This is a genomic window from Salinicola avicenniae, assembly GCF_023736115.1.
GTDB classification, from domain to species: Bacteria; Pseudomonadota; Gammaproteobacteria; order Pseudomonadales; family Halomonadaceae; genus Salinicola; species Salinicola avicenniae.
This window is the reverse complement of record NZ_JAKQZC010000005.1, coordinates 305,500-321,232: the sequence shown is the minus strand read 5'-3', so window position 1 is coordinate 321,232 and position 15,733 is coordinate 305,500. Positions and strand designations below refer to the sequence as shown.

Below are 15,733 nucleotides of genomic sequence, written 5' to 3'. Positions count from 1 at the left end.
TCCGTGAGGGCTGCGTCGATTCACAAGGAAGATCATCCCGCGATGTTCGTATGCGAACATAGTGTAATCAATTTCGAACATCAAGGGGCGTCGAGCGGTTTCTCCGGCGATTGGGAGGCATCGGCAACGGCAGGCATGCGATACAACCGGCGGCAGACGTAGAGGAGCGCAGCCGGCGGGGGAGGCTATCTTGCGCCAACACAGCTGTCTGGCCTGCCCGAGACGGGCGCCGGATAGCCAACCTCGACTGAACATCGCGATCGCTATCTTCGCTCGGATGGCATAGCCCTGAGATGTTCTCGAGCGAGCGTGCGCCAAGAAGACAACGAGGCGGGACGGAGATGTCCCGTGTCAGTCGTCCATGGCCAGGGAGCGGTTGGTGTCGGCGGAGAGGAGCGGTTCGGCGACGTGCAGGGCGACATCGTGTTCACGCATCAGTCGCAACAGTGGCTCGGGTGGCTGGCGGTCGGTGAAGAACGCATGAACCTGACTGAGATTGCCCTGACGCACGACCGCATTGCGGTGGAACTTGGAGTGGTCGGCGGCGAGGAGGACCTGACGCGAATTGCGAATGATCGCCTGGGCGACGCGGACTTCCTGATAGTCGAACTCCAGTAGCGAACCGTCGCGGTCGATGCCGCTGATCCCGATGATGCCGAAATCCACCTTGAACTGGTTGATGAAATCGATGGTCGCCTCGCCGATGATGCCGCCATCGCGGGAGCGCACCTGGCCGCCGGCGACGATGACATTGAAGTCGGTCTTGTGCTGCAGGATGGCGGCAACGTTGAGGTTGTTGGTGATCACCTCGAGACCGCTGTGGTGACAAAGCGCTTCGGCGATGAATTCGTTACTGGTACCGATGTTGATGAACAGCGACGCGGAGTCCGGGATCTGCGCCGCCAGCATTTCCGCGATCCGGCGTTTGGCATCCAGATTGAGCGTCTTGCGCGTGTGGTAGGCCGTGTTGACGGTGCTCGATTCCAGCCCGGCGCCACCATGGACGCGTTTGACGATGCCCTCGTCCGCGAGCTGGTTGAGGTCGCGGCGGACGGTCTGCGGGGTGACGGCAAAATCCTTGGCCAGTTGCTCGATGGAGGCATAGCCCTGGCGGCGGACCAGTTCGACGATCGCTTCGTGGCGTTCCTGCTGTGTCATTCTGTTGTCCTGCATGCGCCTCGGGCGGCCTTGGAAAGTGGCATCATGACACGCAGTTTACCAAAACCCCTGGTCCATCGGTGCTCCGGCGGGGCGCTGGCCGGCAACCAGGTTTTAGACCATGGTCTAAGTGTTGGAATGCGAATTCGTATTGTTGTCAATCGAAAATGAAAATAGGGTTGATGACGCTTTGTGAACCTTGCGCTCGCGGCGTACTGATCATCGGTACCCAGGTTCGTTACATCAAGGAGAGAAACGATGGCTTCATACATTCTGTCGATCGACCAGGGCACGACCAGCTCTCGGGCCATTCTGTTCGATCGCCAGGGGCAGATTGCCGGCGTGGCTCAGGAGGAGTTCGCCCAGCATTTTCCCCATGATGGCTGGGTCGAGCATCACGCCGAGGATATCTGGCAGTCCGTGCTGCGGACCTGCCGTCAGGTGATGCAGAACCTGTCCATTTCCTCCAGCGATATTGCCGGTATCGGTATTACCAATCAGCGTGAGACCACCGTCCTCTGGGATCGTCGGACCGGGGAGCCCCTCTACAACGCGATCGTCTGGCAGGATCGCCGCACCAGTGCGTACTGTCGTGAGTTGATCGGTCAGGGGCATGAGTCATTCATCCAGTCTCGTACCGGCCTGTTGATCGATCCGTACTTCTCCGCAACCAAGCTGCGATGGTTGCTGGAGAACGTGGAGGGCGCCCGCGAGCGCGCCGAGCGGGGCGAGTTGGCTTTCGGCACGATCGACAGCTTTCTCTTGTGGCGCCTGACCGACGGGCGGGTGCATGCCACCGATGCCACCAACGCCTGCCGCACCTGTTTGTTCAATATCCATACCCAGTCCTGGGACGACGAGCTGCTGGCACTGTTCGACATTCCCCGTTCGCTGATGCCGGAAGTGCTCGATTCGAGTACCGAGTTCGGGGTTACCAGTCCACAGCTGCTGGGCGGGCCCATTCCGGTGGCGGGCATTGCCGGCGATCAACAGGCCGCGTTGATCGGCCAGACCTGCTTTTCGCCGGGCATGTGCAAGAGCACCTATGGCACCGGCTGCTTCATGATCATGAACACGGGGGACACGCCCGCAATCTCGGACAATCGGCTGCTGACCACGGTAGCCTATCGGCTCAACGGCAAGCCCACCTATGCCATGGAAGGGAGCATCTTCGTCGCGGGCGCGACGGTGCAGTGGATGCGCGATGGCTTGAAGCTTTTCGGTGCCGCCTCGGAGACGGAGGCGCTGGCGCGGACCACCAAGATCGGCCACGGCGTCTATCTGGTGCCTGCCTTTACCGGGTTGGGGGCGCCGCACTGGGACCCACAGGCCCGTGGGGCTATCTTCGGCCTGACCCGCGATACCGGGATTGCCGAAATCGTCGCGGCGGGGTTGCAGGCCGTCTGCTATCAGACCCGTGATCTACAGGGATGCATGGACGCCGATATCGGTACGCCGATCGATCGGCTGCGAGTCGACGGCGGCATGGTCAGCAACAACTGGGTCATTCAGTTCCTTGCCGACATGCTGGGTGTGCCGGTCGACCGGCCGACGATTCTCGAAACGACGGCGCTGGGGGCGGCCTATCTCGCCGGCCTGCAGATCGGCTGGTATCAGAATCTCGACGAGATCGCTCAGCTCTGGGACTGCGAGCGCACCTTCGAGCCGCGCATGCCCGAGGCGGAACGGCAGCGTCTCTACGATGGCTGGCTGGATGCCATTGAACGCGTCAAGCAGCGTGAGACCAGCGAGGCCGGAGCATGATATGGGACATCATGCGGGGCGAATTTCTGGGTACGATGTTTCTGATCGTGTTCGGCGGCGGTGTGGTCGCCAACGTGCTGTTGACCGATACCAAGGGGAACGGCTCGGGCTGGATCGTGATCGCGACCGGTTGGGGCTTCGCCGTGATGATCGGGGTTTTCGTCGCCATGGCAACGGGCTCACCGCAAGCCGACCTCAATCCGGCGGTGACGCTCTCCAAGTGGATTCTGGGTATCCATACGGGCGCCGAGCTCGTCGGATCGATGATTGTCGCGCAGATGGCGGGGGCGTTTGCCGGGGCCATCGGTGTCTGGCTGGCCTATCTGCCACACTGGAAGCGTACCGAAAGCAGTGATTTGAAACGCGCGGTTTTCTGCACGGACCCGGCGGTGGCTCATCGCACCGGCAATCTGCTGTGTGAGCTGATCGGCACACTGGTGCTGATCTTCGGCATCGGTGCCATTGCCAGCTCGGGGCGAATCGGGGGCGGCCTCATGCCCTACCTGGTGGGCATGCTGGTGTGGGCGATTGGCCTGTCGCTGGGTGGGCCGACGGGTTACGCCATCAATCCGGCTCGCGATCTCGGGCCGCGTCTGGCCCATGCGGTTCTGCCGATTCATGGCAAAGGTGACTCGGGGTGGCAGTATGCCTGGATTCCGGTCGTCGGCCCGATGCTCGGGGCCGTGGTCGCGGCGGGCATGTGGCATCGCTTGTTGCCGGTCTAACCCCGGGCTTCCTGTGCCTGTCCGCCGGGTGCCGGCGGACAGCTGCGGTGTCTGCGATCGAGCGACGCGCGAAGCCGCGTGGGGATGATAAAATTTTTTATCATCAGAGGGTTGCAATTCACCGCCGCGCCGGTAGAATTCGCATCCGTTGTCACGGCAAGCACTGCCGAACAGTAGGACCGTAGCTCAGTTGGTTAGAGCGCCACGTTGACATCGTGGAGGTCAGCGGTTCAAATCCGCTCGGTCCTACCAATCGTTCGCAGTACTGGGTTGGACGCCGATGACGCACTGTTTCAGGACCGTAGCTCAGTTGGTTAGAGCGCCACGTTGACATCGTGGAGGTCAGCGGTTCAAATCCGCTCGGTCCTACCAGATTCGAAACCTCGAGCCTCGGCTCGAGGTTTTTTCGTTTCAGCCCCCGCTTTCTCTTTCCTGAGTTACCGACCAACTCCTGAGTTACCGACCAATCTGAATCGCTGACCGGTGTCGGTACACCCGCTGTGTTATTCCTCGCTCGAAATACGCCCGGCACTATGACCATCGAAAGGCATCGGACGATGTTGCGTAACGAAAAATAGGACGAGGTGCAGACTGTTCTGGCAGGTGTCCCTATCGCATTTTTCCGATATCGCCGTTCAACATTAGTGGTTGAGACTAAGGTCACAAACTTTTTTTGTTCCCTTAATTCAGATGCTTGGATCGGGAGCATAGACGCTTTTTTGCTCTCCTGTTTTGGTCGTATAGCTTTCTTAAACGGGTGTTCTAGGATGCTCGAAAAAGAACAGGGGAGCGCGCCGCGAATGTCATTACAACTCGACGGCGTCACGCTGACGATGCATGGCGAGACCTATATCGATAATGCTTGCCTGACGCTCGAGCCAGGCTCCTTCAACGTCCTGCTCGGACATACCCTGGCCGGCAAGACCACGTTGATGCGTCTGATGGCAGGCCTGGATCGACCGGATCGTGGTCGCATTCTCGTCGACGGTCGCGACGTGACCGGCGAGCCGGTGCGGCGACGCAATATTTCCATGGTCTATCAGCAGTTCATCAACTACCCCACGCTGACGGTGTTCGACAATATCGCCTCGCCGTTGCGCCAGGCGAGAGTGGCGCGTCGCGAGGTGACGCGACGTGTCGAAGAGACGGCGGCGATGCTGGGCATCGACAACCTGTTGGACCGCTATCCGCAGGCGCTTTCTGGCGGGCAGCAGCAGCGTACGGCCATGGCCCGGGCGCTGGTCAAGGATGCCGACGTGATTCTCTTCGACGAGCCATTGGTCAACCTCGACTACAAGCTGCGCGAGGCGCTGCGTCACGAGATGCGCAAGCTGTTCGCCTCCCGCCACACCATTGCGGTTTACGCCACCACGGAGCCGGCCGAGGCACTGGCGCTCGGCGGTACCACCACGCTTCTGCACGAGGGGCGAATCATTCAGAGCGGCTCCAGCGATCAGGTCTATCGCGCGCCCTGCAATCGCGAAGCCGCGAGGCTTTATGGCGAGCCGCCAATCAATCTAGTGGCGATGCGTCGTCGGGGGCAAGAGTGCCATATCGGCAAGGGGGCGTTGCCGGTGCCATCGGTCTGGCAGACGCTGCCGGACGGAGATTACTCGCTCGGCGTTCGGCCACATCACCTTCTGAGCGTTCCCGCAGCGGAAGCCGGCAGCCCTGGGCGCCAGAGTGGTAGCGCAGTGGACTCGGCCGGGGAGGTGGTCTGGCGCTTTCCCGCCTACGTCCGGGTGGCCGAGATCAGCGGCTCGGAAACTTTCCTGCATATCGGCCATGGTGATCTCGAAATGGTGGCGCATCTCGAGGGGATTCACGAGCTGGATGTCGACCAGGCCCTGACGATGCAGGTGGCCTGTCGTCGCCTGTTCGTCTTCGATGCCGAAGGCAATCTGCTGCTCTCGCCTTCGGCACCGCAGCCTTCACTCTCCCGGGTTTGAGGAAACATCATGGCCGAGATTCGACTGGAACAGCTGGCCCATCGCTATGGCGGACGCGCGGCGCCGGCAACCGACTACGCGCTGCGGCCGATGGCGCATGTCTGGGAGCAGGGCGGGGCCTATGCCTTGCTGGGGCCGTCGGGCTGCGGCAAGAGCACGCTGCTCAACATCATCTCCGGGCTACTGGCGCCGAGCGAGGGGCGGGTGCTTTTCGATGGCAGGCCGGTAAATGACCTGACGCCGCAGCAGCGCAATATCGCCCAGGTTTTCCAGTTCCCGGTGGTCTACGACACCATGACGGTTTACGACAATCTGGCCTTCCCGCTGCGCAATCAGGGCCAGCCCCGTGACACCATCGACGCCCGTGTCAGGGAGGTCGCCAAGGCCCTGGAGATCGAGGGGGTGCTGCAGCGCAGGGCGCGCCATCTGAGTGCCGACGAGAAACAGAAGGTCTCGATGGGGCGCGGCCTGGTGCGGGACGACGTGGCGGCGATTCTGTTCGACGAGCCGTTGACGGTGATCGATCCGCAGTTGAAATGGCGGCTGCGGCGCAAGCTGAAGGAGATCCATCGGCGTTTCGACGTGACCATGATCTATGTCACGCACGATCAGCTCGAGGCGTCGACCTTCGCCGACAAGATCGCGGTGATGTACGACGGCCAGATTGTCCAGTTCGGGACGCCTCGCGAGCTGTTCGAGAATCCTCGTCACACCTTTGTCGGCTACTTTATCGGCAGCCCGGGAATGAACCTGCTCGATGTCTCTCGGGATGGCGATATCGTCACGTTGGCAGGGGCGCCTTATCCTTTTCCTCGCGCCTGGCGCGAAGCCTTCGCAGGGCAGGCGGGGCGGCGCCTGCAGGTCGGCATTCGACCCGAGTTCGTGTCGCTGGTGAACGCCGAGACGGCGCCGCTGACCGGCACGGTCGCTCAGGTCCAGGATCAGGGCACGTTTCGGATTGTCGATATTCGCCTGTCGACGCCCGCGGAATCGGTCATCAAGGCGCGCGTCGCCGAGGAGGTGACGGTGCCGGAAGGGCGTGTCGGTATCGATCTGCCGCTGACGTGGCTACGCGCCTATGCGGACGATCAGCTGGTGGAGGTCGCGCATGAAGATTCGTGACAATCGTGCCTGGTGGCTGGTGCTACCGGTGTTCGTGCTCGTCGCGTTCAGCGCGATCATTCCGATGATGACGGTGGTCAACTATTCGGTGCAGGATATCTTCGACCCCAGCACACGCTACTTCGTGGGTACCGAATGGTATCGGGAGATCCTCGCTGATCCTCGCTTGCGAGACTCTCTGCTGCGCCAGTTCCTCTATTCGGCCTGCGTGCTGGCGATCGAAGTGCCGCTTGGCATTGTCGTCGCCCTGTCGATGCCACGACGCGGGCTCGGAGTACCGGTCAGCCTGATTCTACTGGCGCTGCCGCTGCTGGTGCCGTGGAACGTGGTCGGCACGATCTGGCAGATCATCGGGCGTGAGGATATCGGCCTTTACGGGTGGCTGATCAACCATGCCGGGATCGACTACAACTACGCTTCCAACCCGCGCGATGCCTGGATCACGGTGCTGGTGATGGACGTCTGGCACTGGACCTCGCTGGTAGCGCTGCTGTGCTATTCAGGGCTGCGATCGATTCCCGATGTCTACTACCAGGCGGCGCGCATCGATCGCGCCTCGAACTGGGCCGTGTTCCGCTACATCCAGCTCCCGAAATTGAAGAACGTGCTCCTGATCGCGGTGATGCTGCGCTTCATGGACAGCTTCATGATCTATACCGAACCGTTTGTCTTGACGGGGGGCGGTCCGGGCACCGCGACCACTTTTCTCAGTCAGACACTGACCCAGATGGCGCTGGGCCAGTTCGACCTGGGGCGGGCTGCGGCGTTCTCGCTGATCTACTTCCTGATCATTCTGCTGGTGACCTGGGTTTTCTACACCGCGATGACCCATCGCGACGACATGCGTTGAGGCGATCATGACTCTTCGAAAAAGTCTGGTGATGCTGCTCTATTTGCTGTTCGTGCTGGTGCCGATCTACTGGCTGGTGAACATGTCGCTGAAGTCGAATCGCGAAATCCTCGGCGGGCTCACGCTCTGGCCGACGGCGCCGACGCTCGACAATTACCGGGTCATCTTCACCGAGCCGAGCTGGTACACCAGCTATCTCAATTCGCTGACCTATGTCTCGATGAACGTAGTGATTTCGCTACTGGTGGCGCTGCCGGCCGCCTATGCCTTCTCACGCTTTCGCTTTCTCGGCGACAAGCACATGTTCTTCTGGTTGTTGACCAATCGCATGGCGCCACCTGCGGTCTTCCTGTTGCCGTTCTTCCAGCTCTATTCTGCGGTCGGGCTATTCGATACGCCGATAGCCGTGGCGCTCGCTCACTGCCTGTTCAACGTGCCGCTGGCGGTCTGGATTCTCGAGGGCTTCATGTCGTCGGTGCCCAAGGAGATCGACGAGACCGCCTATATCGACGGTTACACCTTTCCGAAGTTTTTCGTTCGGATCTTTCTGCCGATGATTCGGCCGGGCATCGGTGTCACCGCTTTTTTCTGCTTCATGTTCTCCTGGGTCGAGCTGCTGCTGGCACGCACGCTGACCTCGGTGGACGCCAAACCGATCGTCGCGCAGATGACGCGCACGGTATCCGCCGCAGGCATCGACTGGGGGGTGCTGGCGGCGGCCGGCGTCGTGGCGCTGTTGCCAGGCGTCGCGGTGATCTATTTCGTTCGCAATCACGTCGCCAAGGGTTTTGCCCTAGGGCGCGTGTGATCGTCGGCTTCGACAGGAGGCGCTATGGGATGGATGGCCTGGACACTACCGACGGCGCTGTTCTTCGCCGGCATCGCGCTGCTGCTGTCGGCGATGACGGCCTGGCAGGTGCTGTCGCCGGGGCATGAACGCAAGGGGTTCTTGCCCCTCACGACGACCCGCGGCGATCGCCTTTTTATCGGGCTGTTGGTCGCAGCCTATGGGCACCTGCTGGTGCTGGCCTTGACCGACTGGCCGCTATGGGGCGCCAGCATCGGCTCTCTGGTGGTCATGATCATCATCATGAAATGGGGGTAGGCAAGGCAGGTCCGGCTCAACGCTGCGGGGGCATGCAGCGACTCACTGATGGACGATAACGAGGAAAACGCCATGTTCGAGCGATTACACGTCGGGGCTCGTCGCCGAGTGCCGTTGACAATGGGTGTCATGGGCCTGCTGGCCATCTCTGCGACGGCGATGGCCGACCCGTACCAGGAGGCGGCGCAGCGCTGGATCGACGAGGAGTTCACACCGTCGACGCTGTCACCGGACGCGCAGCGGGAAGAGATGCAATGGTTCATCGATGCCGCCGAGCCCTACCGGGGCATGCAGATCAACGTCGTGTCGGAGACGCTTACTACGCACAAGTATGAGTCAGAGGTTCTGGCCAGAGCTTTCACGGAAATTACCGGCATCCAGGTCACTCACGATCTGGTTCAGGAAGGCGATGTGATCGAGAAGCTGCAGACGCAGATGCAGTCCGGTCGCAATATCTACGACGGCTACGTCAACGATTCCGACCTGATTGGGACTCACGCGCGCTACGGTAAGGTCGTGCCCATTTCGGACATGATCGAGGGTGATGGTGCGGAGGTGACCTCGCCGACGCTGGATCTCGACGATTTCATCGGACTCTCCTTCACGACCGGGCCCGACGGCAAGGTCTATCAACTACCCGATCAGCAGTTTGCCAATCTCTACTGGTTTCGTGCCGACTGGTTCGACGATCCCGAGATCAAGGCGCGTTTTCAGGAGGCCTACGGCTACGAGCTCGGGGTCCCGGTAAACTGGTCGGCTTATGAAGATATTGCCGACTTCTTCACCAACGAGGTGCGCGAGATCGACGGAGAGCGCATCTATGGACACATGGATTACGGGAAAAAGGACCCGTCGTTAGGGTGGCGCTTCACCGACGCCTGGTTCTCGATGGCCGGCGCTGGTGACAAGGGGATTCCCAACGGGCTGCCGGTCGACGAGTGGGGTATCCGAGTCGAGGAGTGCCACCCGGTCGGTTCGAGCGTGACGCGCGGTGGGGCGACCAATGCGCCGGCGGCGGTTTTCGCTACTCAGAAGTACATCGACTGGCTGCACGATTACGCACCCGCGGAGGCGCAGGGCATGACGTTCTCGGAAGCCGGGCCGGTGCCGGCGCAGGGCAATATCGCCCAGCAGATCTTCTGGTACACAGGCTTCACCGCGGACATGACCGAGTCCGGCCTGCCGGTGGTCAACGACGATGGCACGCCGAAGTGGCGCATGGCGCCGTCACCGGTCGGCCCATACTGGGAGGAGGGTATGAAGAAAGGATATCAGGACGTCGGCTCCTGGACCTTTCTCGATTCTACACCGACGGATAACCGACTGGCCGCGTGGCTCTATGCGCAGTTCGTGACGGCCAAGACGGTCTCGTTGAAGAAGACGCTGGTCGGGTTGACGCCGATCCGCGAGTCGGACATCCAGTCCCAGGCCATGAGCGATGCGGCGCCGCGTTTGGGGGGGCTGGTGGAGTTCTATCGTAGCCCCGCACGCCTGCAGTGGTCGCCGACCGGGACCAATGTGCCCGACTATCCGAAGCTGGCGCAGCTGTGGTGGCAGTATATTTCGCGGGCAGCCAGTGGCGAGACTACTGCTCAGGCGGCGCTCGACGGGTTGGCGGAGGCCCAGGACCGTATCATGGAGCGCCTGGAGCGCGCCAACGTGCAGCCGCAATGCGGTCCGCGCCTGAATGAGCCGCGCGATGCGCAGTACTGGCTGGATCAGCCGGGGGCGCCCAAGCCGCCACTCGATAACGAGAAGCCGCAGGGGCGAACGGTGCCCTACGACGAGATGGTGCAGTCCTGGCAGGAAGGATGAACACGAGGGGTAAAAACAGCGGATTGATATCGTAGGTGGTATTTGCCCTGCCGACCGGCTGTCGGCGGGGCACTTCGTGTCGCGACGAGGCGTTTTGCCTCTGGTGTCATGCACGACTTTTGTCGTGGTGGCCGCTACCATGGCATGGGATAGCAGGAGTTAAACCATGTCACTGGATTCACTTTTCGAACATATTCATCAATTACCCAGCGTTCCCGCTGTCGTGGCCGAGCTGATGGCCAGCTTGGACAATGACAAGATCAGCGTTCACCGTGTATCAGCCACCATCCGCAAGGACCCGAGTCTCAGTCTCAAACTGTTGCGTTCGGCCAACTCCGTCCGTTATGGCGTCGGACGCAATGTTTCTTCAATCGATGATGCCCTGCTGTTGTTGGGTTTCGACCGTGTGCGCACGCTGGTTATTGCCTCGGGCATGGTCGGCATGCTCAAGGATGTGCCTGGACTGGACCGCGAAGCGTTCTGGAAAGAGTCGTTCATGGTCGCCAATCTTAGCCGTACCATCGTTCGTCACAGCCACCTGGAACGGCTGTCGCCGGAAACTGCGTTCACTTGTGGCATTCTGCACCATGTCGGGTCCGCGTTGATGCATATCGCTGAACCCGAGGTCATGCAGCGTATCGACACCCTGGTCGACCAGGGGGCGCCGCGAGACGAGCTCGAGGCCAATCAGTTTGGCTACACCTTCAGCGAAGTCGGCGCGGCACTCGGTCGCCGCTGGCGCTTTCCAGAAACGATCTGCAACGCCTTGACGTTCCAGGAGAGGCCGCTGGAGGCGGTTCCGTTTTCGCCATACGCGGCAGCGGTACATCTGGCGATCGGGCTTTATCAGAAGATTGCCAACGGACGGCGAGAAGAGCATGCCTTGGGTGAGATGCCGAAGGCGGTGCGCCGGCCGCTGGCGCTCGACCTGCTGGCGCTCTACGAGGAGATTCTCGAGAACGTGCGTGCCGATGACGAGCTGGATATCTTCCTGAGCTAATCGGTTTGTCAGTGGGGTGAGGTGTGGGTGTCGCCTCTCGTGCAAGGCGAGAGGCAACGCGCCGGGTAGGTCGTTCGCGTCGTTCAGGACTGACCGAGCCAGGCTTCGCAGTCGGTGACCGTGGCCTGCACGGGCAAGACCTTCTCAGTCAGCACCCGGTGAACTTCCGCATCCTGGTCGAGGCAGGCGTCGCCGATGACGGTGAGTCGATAGTCGAGATCGGCTGCCCAGCGCACGGTCGAGAGCACCACGCCGCTGGTGGCCACGCCGGCCATGGCCAGGTGTTGGATATCGTTGGCTTTCAGGCAGGTTGCCAGATCGGTCGTCGAGGCGGCGCCGACACGACGCTTGATGACCACGATATCGTCGTCACGCCAATCCAGGTCGGGATGGAAGGCTGCACTGTCGCTGCCCTCGATCAGGACGCCAGCGTCGCGAATGTTACGGAACAGCTTGTTGTCGTCGCTGACTTCCGGATAGCCGGGCCGAAAACGGACAGCGACGAAGATGACCGGCAATCCGCGATGGCGTGCATCGGCGATCAGCCGGTTGGCGCGCTCGACAACCGTATGCCGTTGCTTCTCCTCATAGGAGGCGAGAATGCCATTCTGCAGATCCATGATCAGCAAGGCGGTGTTCGGGGTGGCAGTGGTCGACATGGCGGGGATTCCTGATAACGATTGAATGACAAGGTGACCAGATGTGCCGCGGACAAGGCTTGCCAGCCTTAGTGCGAATGCTCGTCGACGATATCGCTGGCGGCGAGGAAAACACGACACAGTTGCTCGATACCGGCCTGGTCTTCGGCGCTGAAACGTGACGGCCGCGGGCTGTCGATATCGAGCACGCCCCATACCTTATCATCCACCAGCAGCGGTACGACCAGCTCGGCACGCGAGGCGGCATCGCAGGCGATATGGTCGGGGACGGCATGCACGTCATCCACGCGCTGGGTCTGTCGGGTGCGTGCTGCCGCTCCGCAGACACCGCGCGTGAACGGAATCGGGTTGCAAGCCGGCTGCCCCTGGAATGGCCCGAGGATCAATGTCTCAGGCTCCCGCTGCAGATAGAAGCCGACCCAGTTGAGATCGGGTACCTGTTGCATGATGAAGGCGCTGGTCTGCGCGCTATTGGTGAGCCAGTCGCGGGTGTCGAGCAGTGCGGTCAGCTGCGCGGCAAGCGTGTCATAGTCGTTCACGAGACGATCTCCTGAAGCGTGCAAGGGGAGGAGGGCAGAGTATAGAAACGAAGAACCAGCGCCGAAGCGCTGGTTCATGGAGGGCCGGGCGTGAGCGGTCATTCCCAGCCGGGAACAGCTCCGCTCTGAAACAGTGCTTCGGCTTTCTCGACGACTGCCTCGGACTGGTAGGCATCGACCAGATGGCGAATCGCTTCCCGGTCCTCGTCGCCGCCACGCACAACGATCAGGTTGACGTAGGGGGATTCCGGACCTTCCTTGACCAGCGCATCGTCCAGCGTCAGACCGGCGGGCTGGGTGAAGGTACTGTTGATGAAGGCCATGTCGACGTCCGGCAGAATGCGCGGCATCTGTGCGGCCTCGATTTCCTCGAATTCGTAGTCGTGCGGATTCTCGGCGATATCGATCGGTGTCGCTTCCAGATTCTCCGGATCGTTCAGCTCGATCAGCCCCTTGTCATGCAACAGGATCAGTGCGCGGCCTTCGTTCGTCGGATCATTGGGCAGTGCGATTGTCGCCCCATCGGGCAGTTCGTCGAGGCTGTCGTAGCGGCTGGAGTAGGCGCCGATCGGATAGACGAAGGTTTTGCCCGCGATAGCGAAATCATAACCACGATCTTGGATCATCGCCTGCATGTAGGGCTCATGCTGGTAGGCGTTGGCATCCAGACTGCCGTCGGCCAGCGCGGCGTTGGGCGTCACGTAATCGGTAAATTCGACGATCTCGACGTCGAGACCGAAACGCTCCTGCGCCACTTGCTTGGCGACCTGCATCACGTCGGTTTCCGGACCGGCCATGGTGCCGACCTTGATGCTGTCTTCGGCGGCATGTGCGGCGCCGGCGACCAGACCCAGGCCCAGTGCGGCGGTGCTCAGAGCGCGCGTGAGTGAAATCGGCATGGGCGAGACTCTCCCTGATCGGTGTAGCGAAAGGTGGTGGTCACGAAGCCGCCACCACCGATAACCGGTGCAATATAACGGAATAACGGCGGTGGTGGTAATTCATTCTGGTTATGAAACTAGTGGATTCCAGCGATCACTTGTGGTCGCTCTTGCGAACCAGGTAGTCGCCAAGGCTCTGGAACAGCTGCACCATGACGACCAGCACCACGACGGTGATCAGCATCACCGTCGGATTGAAACGGTTGTAGCCGTAGCGAATGCCAAGGTCGCCGAGACCGCCACCACCAACGGCGCCGGCCATGGCGGAGTAACTGACCAGGGCCACGATGGTGATCGTCAAACCGTTGACGATACCGCCGCGCGCCTCGGGCAGCAGGACTTTCATGATGATCTGCATCGGCGTGGCGCCCATCGACTCGGCGGCCTCCACCAGGCCCGGCGGCACTTCGTTGAGCGCGCCCTCGACCAGCCGGGCGACGAACGGGATAGCGGCAATGGTCAGCGGCACGGCTGCGGCATTGGTGCCGATCGAGCTGCCGACGATCATGCGGGTAAACGGAATGATCGCCACCAGCAAGATAATGAACGGAATCGAGCGGCCGACGTTGGTCACGATGCCCAGGATGCCGTTGAGTACCGGCTGTGCCAGAATCTGCCCGGGCCGCGTGACATAGAGCAGTACGCCCAGCGGTACGCCAGCCAGCGCCGAAATCACCCCGGCGACTGCCACCATGTAGAGTGTCTCTAGCGTGGACTGCCAGACGAGATCAATCAGTGCGCTGGACATGGCCCAGTACCTCCACCTGCAGATCGAAGGATTGAAGTGTCGCGAGTGCGTCCTGCGTCCGCGCGGCATCGCCCATCAACTCGGCAATCATCAGCCCCAGCGTACGCCCTTGGATCGACTCGACCTTGGCCTGCAGGATGCTGACATCGACGCCGTGTTCGCGCGCCAGGCGCGAGATCAGCGGCGTCGCCACATTGTCACCGGAGAACGTGAGGCGCACGACCGGATGGGTCTGCGCGGTCGGCGCTGGCAGCAGACGCTCGACCAGGGCCTGGGGAGCTTCCAGCTTGAGGAATTCGTCCAGGAACTCGCGACCGAGTTGGGTGGCGGGGGCGGTGAAGAAGTCGCCGACGTCCGCTTCCTCGACCAGGCGTCCGCCGGAGATCAGGCCGACCCGGTGGCAGATACTCTTGACCACTTCCATTTCGTGGGTGATGAGCAGAATGGTCAGGCCGAGTTGCTGGTTGATTTCCTGCAGTAGCGTGAGGATCGAAGCCGTGGTTTGTGGATCGAGCGCCGACGTTGCCTCGTCGCACAGCAGTACCTTCGGGCGGCTGGCCAGGGCGCGGGCGATTGCCACACGCTGCTTCTGGCCTCCGGAGAGCTGAGCGGGATACTGGCCGGCCTTGTCGGCCAAGCCGGTGAGCTCCAGCAGCGGAGTCACCCGCTCGCGGATGGTCTGTCGCGATTCTCGCATCAGTTCCAGCGGCAGGGCGACGTTGTCGTAGACGGTCCGGTTGGTCAACAAGTTGAAGTGCTGGAAGATCATGCCGCACTGATGGCGGGTCTGGCGCAGGTCCGCAGCGCTCATCGCTGTCAGTTCTTGCCCGTCGACGTAGACGCGGCCGGCTGTCGGGCGCTCCAGCAGATTGACGCAGCGGATCAGCGTCGACTTGCCGGCGCCGGATAGGCCGATGACGCCATGGATGGTGCCTTTCGGGACCTCCAGGTCGATATCCGCCAGGGCCTGAACGGCGCGCGCGCCACTGCCGTAGGTCTTGGAAACCTTCTCGAGTGAAATCATGAGGAGAGCGGGAGAAACGATCCTATCGATAATCCTGGGCATGGGTGGGGGCGCCCCAATACTTGCCGGTCGCCGCCCACGACGAGGGCGCTAGTATACTGATCCACCGGGCAGGGAGCGAACGCCGCGTCCCATGGGGTAGACCGCCTGGTCCGTCAGGTGCATTTCCGGCTGGCAATGGGCGCCTGACCGGGCTAGGGTCGAGGTCGGCCTATTGGCGACGTCGATCATCGGCCGCCTCGTGTATCAAGCCTCTGGCAAGATACAGGTATCAAGTCCCCGGCAAGGCAGGAGGGGGCTTGTCGTTCCGTGATCTCGCCATTCAACGACAAAA

15 protein-coding genes and 2 tRNA genes are annotated in these 15,733 nt (G+C 61.6%); 11 read left to right on the top strand and 6 right to left on the bottom strand.

All coding sequences use genetic code 11. The annotated features are described in order from the left end of the window. Window positions 1–351: 351 nt before the first annotated feature. Window positions 352–1,158 carry a DeoR/GlpR family transcriptional regulator gene (locus MC381_RS13610; RefSeq protein WP_251978287.1) on the bottom strand — a complete coding sequence of 269 codons (807 nt, stop codon included), beginning with the start codon at window positions 1,156–1,158 and terminating at the stop codon, window positions 352–354. Between the two features lie 258 nt (window positions 1,159–1,416). On the opposite strand from MC381_RS13610, the gene glpK reads away from it, so the two are divergent. The 11 genes from glpK (at window position 1,417) to MC381_RS13555 (ending at window position 11,488) form a co-directional block, all read left to right on the top strand. Beyond that, complete coding sequence (gene glpK, locus MC381_RS13605) at window positions 1,417–2,922, top strand: glycerol kinase GlpK (protein ID WP_251978286.1); 1,506 nt, start codon at window positions 1,417–1,419, stop codon at window positions 2,920–2,922. Further along, window positions 2,919–3,647 (top strand): MIP/aquaporin family protein, encoded by a 729-nt coding sequence (locus MC381_RS13600; RefSeq protein ID WP_251978285.1) that lies wholly within the window; start codon window positions 2,919–2,921, stop codon window positions 3,645–3,647. Before glpK ends, MC381_RS13600 begins: the two co-directional genes overlap by 4 nt. 175 nt (window positions 3,648–3,822) lie before the next feature. Continuing rightward, a tRNA-Val gene (locus MC381_RS13595) sits at window positions 3,823–3,899 on the top strand. A 43-nt stretch (window positions 3,900–3,942) separates the two neighbouring features. After that, window positions 3,943–4,019, top strand: a tRNA-Val gene (locus MC381_RS13590). Window positions 4,020–4,447: 428 nt separating this feature from the next. Next, window positions 4,448–5,596, top strand: coding sequence for an ABC transporter ATP-binding protein (locus tag MC381_RS13585; protein ID WP_251978284.1), 1,149 nt, complete (start codon window positions 4,448–4,450; stop codon window positions 5,594–5,596). A gap of 9 nt (window positions 5,597–5,605) precedes the next feature. After that, a complete protein-coding gene (locus MC381_RS13580) occupies window positions 5,606–6,718 on the top strand; it encodes an ABC transporter ATP-binding protein (protein ID WP_251978283.1) in 1,113 nt (370 codons plus the stop codon). Beyond that, window positions 6,705–7,568, top strand: coding sequence for a carbohydrate ABC transporter permease (locus MC381_RS13575; protein WP_251978282.1), 864 nt, complete (start codon window positions 6,705–6,707; stop codon window positions 7,566–7,568). Before MC381_RS13580 ends, MC381_RS13575 begins: the two co-directional genes overlap by 14 nt. Window positions 7,569–7,575: 7 nt before the next feature. Continuing rightward, complete coding sequence (locus tag MC381_RS13570; protein WP_251978281.1) at window positions 7,576–8,376, top strand: carbohydrate ABC transporter permease; 801 nt, start codon at window positions 7,576–7,578, stop codon at window positions 8,374–8,376. A gap of 24 nt (window positions 8,377–8,400) precedes the next feature. Continuing rightward, a complete protein-coding gene (locus MC381_RS13565) occupies window positions 8,401–8,673 on the top strand; it encodes a DUF2160 domain-containing protein (protein ID WP_251978280.1) in 273 nt (90 codons plus the stop codon). A 120-nt stretch (window positions 8,674–8,793) separates the two neighbouring features. Then, a complete protein-coding gene (locus tag MC381_RS13560; protein WP_374708180.1) occupies window positions 8,794–10,488 on the top strand; it encodes an ABC transporter substrate-binding protein in 1,695 nt (564 codons plus the stop codon). Window positions 10,489–10,654: 166 nt separating this feature from the next. Continuing rightward, window positions 10,655–11,488, top strand: a complete 834-nt coding sequence (locus MC381_RS13555; protein ID WP_251978279.1) for an HDOD domain-containing protein — start codon at window positions 10,655–10,657, stop codon at window positions 11,486–11,488. Window positions 11,489–11,571: 83 nt separating this feature from the next. Here the strand turns inward: MC381_RS13555 and MC381_RS13550 are convergent, their stop codons facing one another. From MC381_RS13550 to MC381_RS13530, 5 genes are all read right to left on the bottom strand, one after another. Continuing rightward, window positions 11,572–12,147 (bottom strand): cysteine hydrolase family protein, encoded by a 576-nt coding sequence (locus MC381_RS13550; RefSeq protein WP_251978278.1) that lies wholly within the window; start codon window positions 12,145–12,147, stop codon window positions 11,572–11,574. Window positions 12,148–12,215: 68 nt separating this feature from the next. Continuing rightward, a complete protein-coding gene (gene msrC / locus MC381_RS13545) occupies window positions 12,216–12,686 on the bottom strand; it encodes a free L-methionine (R)-S-oxide reductase MsrC (protein WP_251978277.1) in 471 nt (156 codons plus the stop codon). A 98-nt stretch (window positions 12,687–12,784) separates the two neighbouring features. Continuing rightward, entirely contained in the window at window positions 12,785–13,585 is an 801-nt protein-coding gene (locus MC381_RS13540; RefSeq protein ID WP_251978276.1) for a MetQ/NlpA family ABC transporter substrate-binding protein, read from the bottom strand. Window positions 13,586–13,721: 136 nt separating this feature from the next. Beyond that, window positions 13,722–14,375 (bottom strand): methionine ABC transporter permease, encoded by a 654-nt coding sequence (locus MC381_RS13535; RefSeq protein ID WP_251978275.1) that lies wholly within the window; start codon window positions 14,373–14,375, stop codon window positions 13,722–13,724. Beyond that, window positions 14,356–15,399, bottom strand: coding sequence for a methionine ABC transporter ATP-binding protein (locus tag MC381_RS13530; protein ID WP_251978274.1), 1,044 nt, complete (start codon window positions 15,397–15,399; stop codon window positions 14,356–14,358). The genes MC381_RS13535 and MC381_RS13530 overlap by 20 nt, the downstream gene beginning before the upstream one ends. Window positions 15,400–15,733: the final 334 nt, after the last annotated feature.

Excerpts from the sequence above, each read along its gene's own strand:
- MC381_RS13550 (WP_251978278.1), bottom strand. The coding sequence starts at position 12,147 with ATGTCGACCACTGCCACCCCGAACACCGCCTTGCTGATCATGGATCTG.
- MC381_RS13575 (WP_251978282.1), top strand. The coding sequence starts at position 6,705 with ATGAAGATTCGTGACAATCGTGCCTGGTGGCTGGTGCTACCGGTGTTC.
- MC381_RS13580 (WP_251978283.1), top strand. The coding sequence starts at position 5,606 with ATGGCCGAGATTCGACTGGAACAGCTGGCCCATCGCTATGGCGGACGC.
- MC381_RS13585 (WP_251978284.1), top strand. The coding sequence starts at position 4,448 with ATGTCATTACAACTCGACGGCGTCACGCTGACGATGCATGGCGAGACC.
- MC381_RS13565 (WP_251978280.1), top strand. The coding sequence starts at position 8,401 with ATGGGATGGATGGCCTGGACACTACCGACGGCGCTGTTCTTCGCCGGC.
- MC381_RS13570 (WP_251978281.1), top strand. The coding sequence starts at position 7,576 with ATGACTCTTCGAAAAAGTCTGGTGATGCTGCTCTATTTGCTGTTCGTG.
- MC381_RS13530 (WP_251978274.1), bottom strand. The coding sequence starts at position 15,399 with ATGATTTCACTCGAGAAGGTTTCCAAGACCTACGGCAGTGGCGCGCGC.
- glpK (WP_251978286.1), top strand. The coding sequence starts at position 1,417 with ATGGCTTCATACATTCTGTCGATCGACCAGGGCACGACCAGCTCTCGG.
- MC381_RS13540 (WP_251978276.1), bottom strand. The coding sequence starts at position 13,585 with ATGCCGATTTCACTCACGCGCGCTCTGAGCACCGCCGCACTGGGCCTG.
- MC381_RS13555 (WP_251978279.1), top strand. The coding sequence starts at position 10,655 with ATGTCACTGGATTCACTTTTCGAACATATTCATCAATTACCCAGCGTT.
- MC381_RS13600 (WP_251978285.1), top strand. The coding sequence starts at position 2,919 with ATGATATGGGACATCATGCGGGGCGAATTTCTGGGTACGATGTTTCTG.
- MC381_RS13535 (WP_251978275.1), bottom strand. The coding sequence starts at position 14,375 with ATGTCCAGCGCACTGATTGATCTCGTCTGGCAGTCCACGCTAGAGACA.
- MC381_RS13610 (WP_251978287.1), bottom strand. The coding sequence starts at position 1,158 with ATGACACAGCAGGAACGCCACGAAGCGATCGTCGAACTGGTCCGCCGC.
- MC381_RS13560 (WP_374708180.1), top strand. The coding sequence starts at position 8,794 with ATGGGTGTCATGGGCCTGCTGGCCATCTCTGCGACGGCGATGGCCGAC.